This is a genomic window from Salinirubrum litoreum, from assembly GCF_020567425.1.
GTDB classification, from domain to species: Archaea; Halobacteriota; Halobacteria; order Halobacteriales; family Haloferacaceae; genus Salinirubrum; species Salinirubrum litoreum.
This window is the reverse complement of the sequence record NZ_JAJCVJ010000001.1, coordinates 585,509-598,384: the sequence shown is the minus strand read 5'-3', so window position 1 is coordinate 598,384 and position 12,876 is coordinate 585,509. Positions and strand designations below refer to the sequence as shown.

12 protein-coding genes are annotated in these 12,876 nt (G+C 65.9%); 6 read left to right on the top strand and 6 right to left on the bottom strand.

Going from position 1 to position 12,876, the window contains the following annotated elements; translation table 11 throughout:
- The first annotated feature begins 68 nt into the window (after window positions 1-68).
- Window positions 69-2,594 carry a hypothetical protein gene (locus LI337_RS02880; RefSeq protein WP_227228210.1) on the top strand — a complete coding sequence of 842 codons (2,526 nt, stop codon included), beginning with the start codon at window positions 69-71 and terminating at the stop codon, window positions 2,592-2,594.
- Window positions 2,595-2,648: 54 nt separating this feature from the next.
- On the opposite strand, the gene LI337_RS02875 is transcribed toward LI337_RS02880, so the two are convergent.
- Window positions 2,649-2,840 (bottom strand): hypothetical protein, encoded by a 192-nt coding sequence (locus LI337_RS02875; protein WP_227228209.1) that lies wholly within the window; start codon window positions 2,838-2,840, stop codon window positions 2,649-2,651.
- 106 nt (window positions 2,841-2,946) lie between these two features.
- Between LI337_RS02875 and LI337_RS02870 the strand changes: the two genes are divergently transcribed.
- Entirely contained in the window at window positions 2,947-3,849 is a 903-nt protein-coding gene (locus LI337_RS02870; protein WP_227228208.1) for a phosphoribosyltransferase HisG-related protein, read from the top strand.
- 34 nt (window positions 3,850-3,883) lie between these two features.
- On the opposite strand, the gene LI337_RS02865 is transcribed toward LI337_RS02870, so the two are convergent.
- The 4 genes from LI337_RS02865 to LI337_RS02850 form a co-directional block, all read right to left on the bottom strand.
- The gene (locus LI337_RS02865) at window positions 3,884-4,528 is read right to left on the bottom strand and encodes an NADPH-dependent F420 reductase (protein ID WP_227228207.1); all 645 of its coding nucleotides are present in this window, start codon (window positions 4,526-4,528) and stop codon (window positions 3,884-3,886) included.
- Window positions 4,529-4,690: 162 nt separating this feature from the next.
- Window positions 4,691-5,749, bottom strand: a complete 1,059-nt coding sequence (locus LI337_RS02860) for a tyrosine-type recombinase/integrase (protein ID WP_227228206.1) — start codon at window positions 5,747-5,749, stop codon at window positions 4,691-4,693.
- Window positions 5,742-6,140 (bottom strand): DUF5805 domain-containing protein, encoded by a 399-nt coding sequence (locus tag LI337_RS02855; RefSeq protein WP_227228205.1) that lies wholly within the window; start codon window positions 6,138-6,140, stop codon window positions 5,742-5,744. Before LI337_RS02855 ends, LI337_RS02860 begins: the two co-directional genes overlap by 8 nt.
- 1,432 nt (window positions 6,141-7,572) lie before the next feature.
- Complete coding sequence (locus LI337_RS02850; RefSeq protein WP_227228204.1) at window positions 7,573-8,286, bottom strand: SOS response-associated peptidase; 714 nt, start codon at window positions 8,284-8,286, stop codon at window positions 7,573-7,575.
- Between the two features lie 133 nt (window positions 8,287-8,419).
- Between LI337_RS02850 and LI337_RS02845 the strand changes: the two genes are divergently transcribed.
- The 4 genes from LI337_RS02845 (at window position 8,420) to LI337_RS02830 (ending at window position 11,882) form a co-directional block, all read left to right on the top strand.
- On the top strand, window positions 8,420-9,175 hold the full coding sequence (locus LI337_RS02845) for a ribonuclease H-like domain-containing protein (RefSeq protein WP_227228203.1): 756 nt from the start codon (window positions 8,420-8,422) through the stop codon (window positions 9,173-9,175).
- Between the two features lie 499 nt (window positions 9,176-9,674).
- On the top strand, window positions 9,675-10,142 hold the full coding sequence (locus LI337_RS02840; RefSeq protein ID WP_227228202.1) for an FKBP-type peptidyl-prolyl cis-trans isomerase: 468 nt from the start codon (window positions 9,675-9,677) through the stop codon (window positions 10,140-10,142).
- A gap of 140 nt (window positions 10,143-10,282) precedes the next feature.
- Complete coding sequence (gene psmA / locus LI337_RS02835; protein ID WP_227228201.1) at window positions 10,283-11,017, top strand: archaeal proteasome endopeptidase complex subunit alpha; 735 nt, start codon at window positions 10,283-10,285, stop codon at window positions 11,015-11,017.
- Window positions 11,018-11,063: 46 nt separating this feature from the next.
- The gene (locus LI337_RS02830; RefSeq protein ID WP_227228200.1) at window positions 11,064-11,882 is read left to right on the top strand and encodes an MOSC domain-containing protein; all 819 of its coding nucleotides are present in this window, start codon (window positions 11,064-11,066) and stop codon (window positions 11,880-11,882) included.
- 47 nt (window positions 11,883-11,929) lie between these two features.
- Here LI337_RS02830 and LI337_RS02825 read toward each other — a convergent pair whose 3' ends face one another.
- Window positions 11,930-12,667: an SDR family oxidoreductase gene (locus LI337_RS02825; protein WP_227228199.1), complete on the bottom strand. Its 738-nt coding sequence runs from the start codon at window positions 12,665-12,667 to the stop codon at window positions 11,930-11,932.
- Window positions 12,668-12,876 lie beyond the last annotated feature (209 nt).

Genomic DNA, 12,876 nt, shown 5'->3' with positions numbered 1-12,876 from the left:
GAGACGGGTTTTTTCAGCGACAGAAGCCCCCCGGTTGTTTTATGTGTCGGGTACGGGATGTGGTTCACATGAGCAGGCCAGACCTCGACGAGTCGGTCACGGTCAGGGACCGTGGCATCAGCGTGGAGAAGTCCTTCGCGGCGGAGGAGTTCCCCGTGCCCGCGATCAAGTTCGTCGTCTCGTCCTCGGCGACGGAGCCGGTCGACGTGCGACTGACAGACGAGATTCCGACGGAGTTCCCGATGGACGGTGTCGGCTTCCACCCGGACTACGAGAGCGACAACTGGACCGCCTACAAGGACAACCGCGTCGAGTACGAGCGCACCCTCGACGCCGGCGAGGAGGTCGTCACCGTGTACGGTATCCGGATCGACGACCCGGACGAGGCGCGCGCGTTCCTCCACGAACCGAGCGTCGCGGAGGTCGTCGCGCCCGACGGCGAGTCCATCGAGGACATCATCGGGGACGACAACAACCAGGTCGTCCGCGACGCCCTCGCGGACGACGGCGACATGCCCGGACTGGACGAGACGGACGAGGAAGCCGAGGAACTGGACCTCGGCGGCGGACTCGAGGAGGAAACTGGCGACGCAGGAGGCGACTTCACCTTGGACGACCCCACAGACGACGCAGACGACGAACCGGCGGAACTGGATCTCGGCGGCGGACTCGACGACGCCGACGACACTGGCGACGACTTCACGCTGGACGATCCGAGCGACGAGAGCGAGGAGGAGGCGGAGCTCGACCTCGGCGGTGGACTCGACGACGGTGGCGAAGACACCGACGAGGACTTCAGCTTGGACGATCCGACCGACGACGCGGACGACGAGCCGGCGGAACTGGATCTCGGCGGCGGACTCGACGACGACGGCGAGGACGCGGACGCTGACGACGACTTCACGCTGGACGATCCGAGCGACGAGAGCGAGGAGGAAGCGGCGGAACTGGACCTCGGCGGCGGGCTCGACGACGCCAGCGACGACGCCGACGACGACCTCAGCTTGGACGACCCGTCCGAGACCGACACGGAGGACGAGGAGCCGGCGGAACTCGACCTCGGCGACGACTCCGAGGAGGAGCCGATCGCCCTCGACGGCGACGAGGCGACCGCCGACGTCGACGACGCGGAGGAGGAACCCATCGCGCTGGGTGGCGAGGACGACGACGCCGTCGAGGCCGACGAGTCTGTGGCGGCAGAACCAGCCGACGCGGTCGAAGCGGATGCCGACGCGGTCGACGAGGTCGAGGCGGACGCGGAGCCCGCAGAGGACCCGGCAGAAGCAGTCGAGGCGGAGGCGGCCGAGGCAGGGGCGGCCGACGCACCTGGGGAGGCAGACGTGGCCGACGAGCCAGAACCGGCACCGGAACCACGCGCGATGGACGACGAGACCACGCCGGCCGTCTCCACGCGACCCGAAGACGCCGGGGCACTCGATCTGACCGAACGAGTCGAGGCCGAGTCGGCCGACGTGGAAGCGGCCGACGCGGAATCCGGGGCAGTCGAAGCGGACGCGGACGCGGTCGAGGCCGACGCAGAACCAGCAGAACCAGCAGCAGTCGCAGAGGAGGAACCCGAAGCTGCTGACGCGGAGGCGACCGAGGAGTACGCCGACGAGGCGGCGGACGCGGCCGTCACGCCGGAGGCAGACCCCGAGGCGGTCGACGCCGACGATGCTGAGGCGGACACCGTCGGGGCCGAACCGGGAGCCGAAGCCGAACCAGAAGCCGAAGCCGAACCAGAAGCCGAAGCTGTCGAAGCCGAACCCGCAGCGGCGGTCGCGGCGGGCGGCATCGCGGGCGCGCTCGCCGACGAGATTCGATCTGGCGACGTGGACGACGAGGACCTCGACCTGTTGAAAGAGGAACTCGACGTCGGCGGCGTCCCGCGGAGCGTGGACGTGCGCATCCGCCGCCTCCAGTCGCAGGTCGACGACCTCGACGCGTACTCCGACGCGCTCTCGGAGTTCATCGACGAGGAGGGCACCGGACAGGAACTCATCGAGGAGTTCCGCGCGGAGGTCGCCGACGTGAGCGACACCGTCGAGTCACTGGAGGAGACCGTCGAGACCGCGAGCGAGGAACGCGCCGAGATCGCCGACGACGTGGACTCGGTCGCGGGTGACGTGGAGGCGGTCGAGTCGACCGTCGAGGAGGTCGAACGGGACCTCGCGGAGACCGACGAGGACCTCGCGGACGTCGCCGAGGACGTGGCGAGCGTCGAGGGGAGAGTCACCGAGACCGAAGCACGCGTCGACGACCTCGGTTCGCGGACCGAGGAGACCGAAGCGGGCGTGGCCGAGGCCCGCGAGACGCTGAGCGACCACACCGACTGGCTGGAGTACCTCGAAGAGAACGCCGAGGAGACCGACGCGCGTGTCGAGGACGTGTCCGGACGCGTCGAGTCGCTGGACGAGGAGATGGGCGACGTGCGCAACGACATCGCCGAGGTTGACGCCGCAGTCGCCGCCGTCGAAGAGGATCTGGACGAGGAAGTCGCGGACCTGGAGGCCGAACTCGACGAGATTCACGAGGAACTCGAACAGGCCGAGCAGTTCCGCGACCGTCTGAGCGACGTGTTCGGCGCGAACTGACCGACGCGAGCCACCGGTCCCTCTCGCGGTTCTTTGTTCGTTCTTCTCGCTTCGTCACAAGAGACGGAGCAGTCCGACCGCCAGCACGCCCATCGCGCCGAGCAACAACAGGAGATAGCCGCCGAACCGCCGGTCGTCCGCTCGGCTCTCGAACAGCACGCTGGCGACACCCGTGAGGAGGACGACGAGCGCCACCAGCAGTAACAGCGAGTGGAGCGCCAGCGCCGAGAGTTGGAGACCGACCACGGGAGAGAGTCGTCAGGAGAGGAGATACCTCTGTCGGCGGTGGTGGTCTCCTCGTCGGTTCGCGTGAAACGCAATTCCCTTACCCCCCGCTGTCCTTCGACCGACAATGACAGAGGTCCGGATCGCTGTCCCCCGAAAGGGCAGACCCCTCGAAGCCGTACTCGAACGACTCGCGGACGCCACCGGCTCCGACGGTGTCGCAGCCGTCGCCGACCAGATCACCTCGACGCTCCGCTACGAGAAGGCCGTCACGAAGGGGACGAAACATCCGGACCTCGACGCGTACAGCCGACTCGCGGACTACTCCGACCTCGACGATCCGGCCGCCCCCGAGTTCACGCTGCTGCGCGACGACCGCGAGGGGATGCCCCGCCGCATCGTCTTCGACAGCGTGACCGTCCCGACGGAGACCGGCGACGTACGACTCGTCGGCAGAGAGGAACCGTTTCGTGCGCTCCGGACTCACGAGTTCGGCCTCGGCTTCGACAGCGCCGACCTCGTACTCGAAGAGGTCGTCTCGCTCGCGCCGGAGGGTGTCGGCGACCTCGCGGACGTGAACGCCCGGATCGACCCCCGCGACACCGACGTTCGTGTCCTCTCGGGACTCGGCGACACGGTGTACCACACGCTGATGGCGAAACCCGAAATTCTCCCGCCGGGCGCGGACGTCGACCGGGAGTTCGTCGCCGACTACGAGGGCGACCTCTGTATCTCCCCGCGCTACGAGCGACTGGTCGAGGCGGTCCTCGGCACGCGTGCCATCGAGGACGTCTCGTTCGCGTACCCGGAGAACGGCGAGGAGGAGGAGGCCGCCATCGCCCGGACCGGACTCGGTGTCTACCTCACCGTGACTGGATCGACCGCCCGCGATCACGGACTCGTCCTCGGCGATCACCTGTTCCCGAGCGAGACGGTGCTGATGGAGAACCGCGCCGAGACGAACGGCACCGCAGACCACATCGCCGATCTGATCGCGGGTGCCGAACTCGACACGGCGATCAGCGTCTGACTCGGAAGTTCCCGATTTCAGCCTCGCTCTCCCCTCAGACTGCTTCGCCGTCCATCGCTGCGAGTCGCCCTCGTGCTTCGTCCGAGGTCATCGGTTCGTTGTAGATCGGACTCCCCGGCTCTTGCTTCCGCCCGCCGACGGCGAGTGATCCCGTGTCGATCGGCGCGAACCCGATCTCTGCGATCAGTTCGCTGACGACCGCCTTCGCCTCCGGGTCGTCGCCCGCGAGAAACAGGACGAGTCGTTCGGACGCTGTCGCGCTCGGTCTCCCTTCGTCACGCAGCGTCTCCCAGTACATCGTGTTGAACGCCTTGACGATCCGACTCTCGCCGAGGTGATCGGCGACGAGTTCGGTCTGGCTCAGTCCGCCGAAGTCGATCTCACCGTCCCGGTTCGGATAGTAGTTCGACGCACTGACGACGATCTTCCCGGCCAGTGCCTCGGCAGGGAGTTCTCGGTACGCGCCGAACGGGATCGCCTCCACGACGATCTCCCCGCACTCGGCCGCCTCGGCGACCGTTCCCGCACAGGCACGCTCGCCGAGGTCCGCGACGAGATCGGCGAGCGACTCCGGGCCACGGGAGTTGCTGATCACTACCTCGTGGCCTGCCGCTACGAACAGTTCGGCGAGGGTTCGGCCGATGTTTCCGCTCCCGATAACTCCGATCGTCGTCGTCATCCCTCTGTCTACGCCGGCCGAGAGCGTAATTCTTCGCTGGTCTCCAGAACGTGCCTGCCCCGGCTCACTCAGCACATTCGATATAGCGACATACGATTTACGAGACGCACTTCCGACAGTGCCGAAGCGTCGTGTTCGACGAAATCGCCGAGTTTCCCCGGTTCACAACAGCGAGTAGATGTGCTCCTCGTAGGTCTCCCGGACTCTGTCGCCCCAGTTGTGGGTGTACGTGTCGATGATGTCTCCGGCCACGTCGCCGCGGAGATACTTCACGATCCCTCGGTCACCGGTCCGGTCCCGGAGGTGAGTCGTGAAGAAGTGCCGGAAGTAGTGGGGTGTGACGTTCTCGCTGGCGTCTCCGCCGGCCCGGTGCCACCCTGCGTCCTTCGCGTGTCGTGTGACGATCCGCCGAGCCGACTTGGTCGTCAGCCGGCGACCCCAGTGGTCCGAGACTCCGAGAAAGAGCGGGTCTGCGGGCGAAATCGCGTCGGGCCGTACCGACAGCCACCGTTCGAGCGTCCACTTCAGTTCCTCGTCGACGGGGATCACCGTCGAGCGCTTGCGCTTGTTCGAGGCGGTTCGTTCCTCGTCGTTCGTCACGGCCCCGCGAGCCGGGTCGCTCGAAACGTATAGCGAGTCGGGCTTTCCGTCCAACTGTGCTCGCCCGCCGAGTTCGTAGGTCTCTGATACCGGACTGTCCGTCAGTCGGAGGTCGCGCAGATCGAGGTTACAGAGTTCACCGACCCGCATCCCCGTCTTCAGGAGGGTGACGACGATGGCCCGATCCAGTGGGTGTCGGATGTCGCCGACGAACCCCCGCATCTCCGGAACCGACAGCTCTCGTCGCGTCGGATCGGTGTCGATCTGCTCGTCCATCTCCTCCATCACGAGTGTCATCGGGTTCGCGTCGAAGACGCCGACCTGTGTCATGTAGGCGTAGAACCGGTGGAGGTAGGCCGCGTAGGTCGCGACGGTACTCGACGCCACGCGACCACGGAGACCGTGCACCCACGCCATGCAGTGGCGGTGGGTCGCATCGGCAGCGACGGTCGTGGTACCGGTCGGGTTCCGGTCCGGATCGCGGAGGAAGTCTTCGAAGTCACGGAGTGCACGCTCGTAGGCGTCCCGAGTACGCTCGGTCTTCCCGTGGTAGACGAGGTCCTGCAGGAAGTAGCTGATCGGGTCCTGCAGGTCGTCGTCGGGAGTCGAGGTGCTACTCATCGGCCACCAGCGCGTACCCACCCTGTCGGGGTTTGTAGCGAACGGCGTTCTCGTCTTGAAGTGTCTCCAGTGCAGATTCGAGTCGCCCTTCGAGATCGTCGGAGACCGCTTCGAGCAGTTCCTCCCATCCCACGACGCCCTCTGTAGAGAGAACTGTCCGCACCCGGTCTTCGAGGCCGTCACCCCTGGGGTTCGAGGGCGGTTCAGGGGGTTCCTCGCCACCGCTCGATTCGGGTGGTTCGAGGTCGAAATCCCGTCGGCCCGCCTGCACCATCGTTCGGACGAACTCGCTGTGACTCATGTCGAGTTCCTCGGCGTGTGCTGCCCACCGTTCCTTCTGGTAGGCTGGCACGTAGGTCCGAACTGCGGTTCGCTCGGTGTCCTCCTCCATGGTTCGGGCGACTCACGCCGCCCACATCAAAGTATCCCTACCAGTAGCGATAAACTCACTTATCGTAGAAACTGACTCTAGAATTGCCCCCGTATTTACTACTTATCTTATAATCTAGTACTGCTAACTTCGTCTTGTAACACTACAATACGTGATTACTATTGTCGCCGTAGAAGCAACGAAACGAACTACTGTTGGACACGGAGCGACACGATTCGTACCGACCGAACTGTAGATTTCGTCTCAGAGATTCGGTACGATCGTGGCTCCCGCGACGACAGTCGTACTCGCCGACCGACGAGTTTCCCGACACCCGGACCTCGGTTTCTGGTACACTGCCAGTGAAGTGTTCGGTGACTCGGGACCTCGGTGACTCGAAGTCTCCCGTGACGAACCGCTGTCTCCCGAGTCGACGGCCGACCGATCCACACGACCACCAATAGCCGCCGAGGGTGGCCTCTCGAAGGCTCTCGAGCAATAGAGCCCACAGGACGAATCCGCGGAGAAACTCGTGAGACGGCCACAGACGGCGTTCTCGTCGTGATGCGGTAGAACCTGCGAGCATACTGCCTGATAGGTCTGTGTCCGGGGCTCTCGCCCTCTCGACACCATGCTCGGGGACCGTCTCGAGCGACCGAAGCCAGTCTCGTCGGGTAGGGACGGTCAGGACGCACGTGTCGTGTGAACTGCCGGGTTCGATCGAACTGCCGGAGTGACGCTACCTCTCGGCCGACCCGTAGACTGGCGAACGTTCTGGGCGGAGAGAACGCACTCGCTGTAGTTCGCTCGTGAGACCCGTCTGTACCCTCGCTACACCCCGAAGCGCACTCCGGGCTCCGGCCGGTACCGGTGTCCGAGTCGAGGATCACCACCGAGACGCCCTACACACGGAGAGTGAGTCCGCCGAGACCAGCACAGCCGGGGTGTCCGAGGGTCCGCCTCCGGCAGACCCGACAGACCGGAGACTGAAGTCATCCGCCTCGTGAACGGCCGGTCGCGGCGTCTCGACTGAGACGACTCTCCGCGAACGGGCGGAGCCACTCACCGACTGGCCGACTCTCCGGTCGTGAGACTGCAGGCGCTCCGACTGCCCGACCAGCGCTGCCGACACCGAGGGAAGATTAGTGATCTGTGTCGTCGAACCGTGTAGTGGTGCGGCTCTCACGACGAATCAACCCAGCGACGCGTCGAACGTCGAACCGAGACAGTGGGACAGCGTCTGTTCCTCGTCGCGCTGAAACAGTGTTGGATTCGCTCCGACACGATACGTGTCGATATTGCCGAGTAGATCTGCTCGATGTCGAACTCGTATATCGTATGTCGCTATATCGAAACGGCGCGTGGAGATTCGACGAAGCGTAGTCGATCTCGTCACAGTTTGAATCGCGAGAAGTGCACCGGTGCCCTGTCGAGAGTCCAGTTCCTCGGGACGTCAGCCGGCGAGTTCGACTTCCTCGATCAGGTCCGGCGCGTCGTTCGCGGGGCTGTTCACGCGGGTCGAGACGGGGTAGGTGTGTAGTTCGTCGTCCGGGTACGGATCGAGCAGTTCGTGCACCTCGTTCGGGTCGCCGTGGAGCCACGTCTCCTCCTCGTCGGGGGCGAGCACTACCGCCATCCGGTCGTGGAGGTCGGCGATCAGGTCGTTCGGGTCGGTCGTGACGACGGTGAACGACTCGATCGGATCTGCCTCTCGGTCGGGACCACCGTCACCGAAGTCACCGAGGCCCGTCTGTTTCTGTGGTGGCGTCCAGCGTTCCCACAGACCGGCCATGGCGAACGGCCGGTCGTCCTCGAATGCAACTCGGTACGGTTGCTTGCCGCCGTCGCCTTTCGGGACCCACTCGTAGAACCCGTCTGCGAGCACGAGACACCGACGGGACTCGTAGGCGTCACGGAAGCTGCGTTTCTCCCGGACCGTCTCACTCCGGGCGTTGATGAGTCGGTTCCCGATCGACTCGTCGTCTGCCCACGACGGGATCAGCCCCCACCGGAGGAAGTCGATCTCGTCGGGTGCGTCGTCACGGATCACCGGGAGGTCCTGTCCGGGAGCGCAGTTGTACCGGGGCTCCAGTGGTCGGGTCGGTGCTGCGTCGAACCGTGCTCGGAGGTCTGCCTGCGGAGTGAACAGGCTGTAGCGACCGCACATGCAAGAAGTGAGGGCGGGGTACCTCTTGAGTGCGCCGACCACGCGAGCGTCGCGTCATCGTGCCGACCGACGTCCCCGACCGAGACCGTCGGCAGACGAGAGCTTTAGGTGGTCGCCGCCCACTCTCTCGGACGTGCGAATCGAGAACAGTTTCATTCCGGTTCGGGGTGTCGGGGAGGCGACGGAGCGAAAACTCTGGCGGGCGGGCGTCACGCACTGGGACGAGTTCGATCCCTCGGTCGTCGGCCCGACCACCGCCGACCGGATCGAGTCGTTCATCGCCGAGGCAGCACCGCACCTCGACGACGGTGACGCTCGATTCTTCGACCGGGAGTTTCCGAGCGCCGAACGCTGGCGACTCTACGAGAACTTCCGGGACGACGCCTGTTTCTTCGACATCGAGACGACCGGGCTGGACCACCACCGCGACCGGGTGACGACCGTCAGCTTCCACCGGGCGGACGAGACGACGACACTCGTGCAGGGGGACGACCTGACTGCCGGTGCGATCCGAGAGCAGGTCGCCGACGCCTCGCTGCTCGTGACGTTCAACGGGAAGCGGTTCGACGCGCCCTTCCTCGAGGAGTCGTTCGACCTGACGCTCGACCAGCCACATCTCGACTTACTGTACACGTGCAAGAAACTCGGGCTGTCGGGCGGCCTGAAGGCCATCGAGCGCGAGGTCGGCATCGACCGGGACCGGCCAGATCTGTCGGGCCGAGACGCGGTGCGCCTCTGGCGGGAGTACGAACGCGGCGACGAGTCGGCACTGGAGACGCTGGTGTCGTACAACCGCGACGACACGGTGAACCTGGAGCGACTGGCCGACACGGTGTCGTCGGCACTCCACCGCGAAGTGTTCGAGTCGGCGTGCGCAGACCAGGCGTAGCCGTCGGAAGACGAGCAGTCTAGCGGTGTCGGAGTAGTCTCGTGAGAAGCGAGATGCGGGTCACACGAATTGGACCCGAGCGGAGGACGTTTTCCGCGATCCGTACGACCGTGTCGGTTGCCCGAGTTCGCGAACGTCACTTGCGCGTCGTCCGGTACTTGGTCTTCACGCCCGTCCCGAAGGACGAGTTCTGGATCGGTGCGGTTCCTCGTCGGCGCGTGAACCTCCCACTCGTCTTACGGAGCGTCGGTGCTTGCGCCGCACCCGTCCGACTCGGCGTCGCCGTGTCGGTTCTCGACTGTCGATGACCGCCGAGGTCCCGAGATTCCTGCCTCGGGCACGGGCCACTCGGTGTGTCCTCGTGAATCCGCACTTCACCGAGGGCGGCCGAGCTAATAAGCGTATTTGCGAATTGATAGACAAGTGCTACCGAGCGGCACGACCGCTCCGCCACGCCGGAGTCCACGCGCTTTTTGTCGAGCCGGCCAGACCAGACGGTATGAGTATCGAAGCGGACGATCGCGTGACGCTGGAGTACGTCGGCCGGTTCCCGGACGGCACCGTCTTCGACACCTCCCGTGAGTCGGTCGCGGTCGAGCACGGACTGGTCGACACGGACAGAGAGACGAGTTTCGAACCGTTGACGTTCGTCGTCGGCGCGGAGCAGGTCATCGAGGGACTGGACGGTCGGGTTCGCGACCTCTCGGTCGGCGACGAGGCGACCCTCGAGATTCCACCCGAGGAGGCGTACGGCCCGGTGGACGACGCTCGTATCCGCGAGTACGAGACCGAGACGTTCGCCGGGATGGTCGGCCAGGAACCGGAAGTCGGACTGCACGTCCACGCCGAGAACGGGCTTCACGGCGACGTGATCGCAGTGACCGAGGAGACCGTCGAGGTGGACTTCAACCACGAACTCGCCGGGAAGACGCTGGTGTTCGAGGTCGAGATCCTGGCCGTGGAGTAGGCTCCGGTGAACCAGTGGCCGGCCCCGCAGAGACGGGTCACTCTTTCGGTCGCGGGCGTCGGGTCCCCATCGCCAGCGTTTATACGTCCGGGACCCCTCCGGCGTGATATGATCGAGACGAGTGCCGACGGAGGGAGTCGATGAACCGGAACGACCAGCAGGCCTACGACCGAGGCACGTCGCTGTTCTCACCCGACGGCCGTATCTACCAGGTCGAGTACGCCCGCGAGGCGGTCTCGCGTGGCGCGGCGAGTATCGGTGTCCGGACGACCGAGGGTGTCGTGCTCGTCGGCCAGAACCGGATGATCTCCCCGCTGATGGAAGCGGAGAGCGTGGAGAAACTCCACAAACTCGACGACCACCTCGGTGCGGCCAGCGCGGGCCACGTCGCCGACGCCCGCCGACTCGTCGACTACGCTCGTCGGGTGGCACAAGGGGACCGTCTGCGCTACGGCGAGACGGTCGACGTAGAGACGCTGGCGAAGCAGGTGACGGACCTGATCCAGGAGAACACCCAGACCGGCGGGACGCGACCCTTCGGTGCGTCGCTCCTCCTGGGCGGTGTCGACAACGGCGGCCAGCCGCGCCTGTTCGCTACCGATCCCTCCGGGACGCCGAACGAGTGGAAGGCCGTCGCCATCGGTGGCGACCAGCAGACGATCCAGGAGTACCTCGAGGAGCACTACGCCGAGGACCTCACACTCGACGAGGGTGTCTCGCTCGCACTCGAAGCCCTCGCCGAGAGCACCGACGCCGAAGACCTCGGCCCCGACACGGTGAGTGTCACCACCGTCGCCGTCGAGGGTGGCTACCGCACACTGTCGGCCGACGAGATCGAGTCGAGACTCGCGGAACTCGACACCGCCGACGAGTAACGACAGATCCGAACCGTTCTTCGACGCCGACGTCCTTCGACTCCCCATGCCACGTGTCCGGCGACTGACCACGTTTCCGGTGAAATCACTCGACGGAACCGACAGAGAGCGTGCCGAACTACTCCCGAACGGCGGCCTGGCGGGCGACCGCGAGTTCGCGCTGTTCGACGCAGACGGCGACTACGTCAACGGGAAACGCGAGCGAGCGATCCACCGCGTCCGCTCGGGGTTCGATCCCGACACCGGCACGCTCTCGCTCGACGCACCGGGGGTCGAGTCGGCGACGTTCGAGTTGACGGACGGCGAACGAGACGCACTCTCGGAGTGGTTCGAGCGGTACCTCGGCTACCCTGTCGAACTCCGGCGCGACCAGGTGGGTGGGTTCCCGGACGACACGACGCTGTCCGGGCCGACCGTCGTCTCGACGGCGACGGTTCGAGAGGTCGCCTCCTGGTACGAGGACGTCGACACGGACGAGATGCGGCGACGCCTCCGGGCGAACGTCGAGATCGGTGCCGACGAGTCGGCCGGCGAGGAGTCCCTCCCACCGTTCTGGGAGGACCGACTCTACGCCGGTCGCGGCGAGTCGGTGGCGTTCACGGTCGACGGGATCGAGTTCCGGGGCGTCAACCCGTGTCAGCGGTGTGTCGTCCCGACACGAGATCCGGACACCGGCGCGGAGACGCCGGGCTTCCGCGAGCGGTTCGTCGAACGCCGACGTGAGACGCTCCCCGAGTGGGCCGAGACGGAGCGGTTCGACCACTTCTTCCGACTGATGGTGAACACCGTCGTCCCCGAGGAGTCGGTCGGTGCGTCGATCGCGGTCGGCGACCCCGTGGAAGTCGGCGGCGTCGAACCGCGGTGAGCAGGCGCGGTCGCGGCGTCAGGGTTCGCCGAGTAGTCGTGGCTCGGTCACCACCCCTCGAACTTGTCGCGGCGATACAGATCGAGTTCGCTGACGGTCGAGTTGTCCTGTTTCACGGCGAAGACGATGGCGTCGGCGATCTCCGCCGGTTCCGTCACCTCGCCTTCCTCGAACCGATCGGCGAAGGACTCGCCGTAGTCACTGCCGAACTCGGTCCGGACCTCGCTGGGGTTGACGACTGTCACGGCGATGCCGTCCGGGCCGACGCTGGCTTCGAGACTGTGCGCGAAGCCCCGGAGCCACCACTTGCTGGCGGCGTACACCGGGTTGAACGGACGGGGGTACTGCCCGGCGAAGGAGCCGACGAAGACGAGGTTTCCCTCGGTCTCGCGCAGGTGCGAGATCGACTCGCTGGCGGTGAAGAACGCCCCGTCGACGTTCGTCTCCATCATCGTCCGGTAGTCGTCCGTGCTCATGTCCGCGACCGACGAACCTCTGGCGAGTCCGGCGTTGACGACGACCGCATCGAGCCGTCCGAACTCCGCTCCGACCGTCTCGACGCAGTGTTCGACCTGGCGCTCCTCGCGCACGTCGGTCGGGACCGCGAGCGCGTCGACACCGTGGTCGGACTCGATCTGCCGGACGAGTTCGGCGAGTCGATCTTCTCTTCGGGCCGCGAGCGCGACGTTCGCGCCGGCACCTGCGAGGGCGTCGGCGGTCGCAGAGCCGATGCCGGCAGTCGCGCCAGTGACGAGTGCGGTTCGGCCGTCGAGTGTCTCGTACATAGCAGTCGCTGTCGGTCGAGTGACTTGAGCCTACTGCCGGTGGAGACGAGTGGCTGGCGAGTCTGCCGTGGATGACTGGGGCGAACAGACGACACCGACTGGTCGGCGACGGGTGACCGGACGGACGCAGGTGACGCGCTGTGTCGTACAATCGCGGGACGCGCCACGGTCGAGAGTCAGAGCACGCCGTCGGTGGTCGCGGACTCGGT

What these genes read in the sequence shown, in the direction of transcription:
- LI337_RS02865 (WP_227228207.1), bottom strand. Translation starts at nt 4,528, where the DNA reads ATGACGACGACGATCGGAGTTATCGGGAGCGGAAACATCGGCCGAACC.
- LI337_RS02825 (WP_227228199.1), bottom strand. Translation starts at nt 12,667, where the DNA reads ATGTACGAGACACTCGACGGCCGAACCGCACTCGTCACTGGCGCGACT.
- LI337_RS02855 (WP_227228205.1), bottom strand. Translation starts at nt 6,140, where the DNA reads ATGGAGGAGGACACCGAGCGAACCGCAGTTCGGACCTACGTGCCAGCC.
- LI337_RS02850 (WP_227228204.1), bottom strand. Translation starts at nt 8,286, where the DNA reads ATGTGCGGTCGCTACAGCCTGTTCACTCCGCAGGCAGACCTCCGAGCA.
- LI337_RS02870 (WP_227228208.1), top strand. Translation starts at nt 2,947, where the DNA reads ATGACAGAGGTCCGGATCGCTGTCCCCCGAAAGGGCAGACCCCTCGAA.
- psmA (WP_227228201.1), top strand. Translation starts at nt 10,283, where the DNA reads ATGAACCGGAACGACCAGCAGGCCTACGACCGAGGCACGTCGCTGTTC.
- LI337_RS02830 (WP_227228200.1), top strand. Translation starts at nt 11,064, where the DNA reads ATGCCACGTGTCCGGCGACTGACCACGTTTCCGGTGAAATCACTCGAC.
- LI337_RS02840 (WP_227228202.1), top strand. Translation starts at nt 9,675, where the DNA reads ATGAGTATCGAAGCGGACGATCGCGTGACGCTGGAGTACGTCGGCCGG.
- LI337_RS02880 (WP_227228210.1), top strand. Translation starts at nt 69, where the DNA reads ATGAGCAGGCCAGACCTCGACGAGTCGGTCACGGTCAGGGACCGTGGC.
- LI337_RS02860 (WP_227228206.1), bottom strand. Translation starts at nt 5,749, where the DNA reads ATGAGTAGCACCTCGACTCCCGACGACGACCTGCAGGACCCGATCAGC.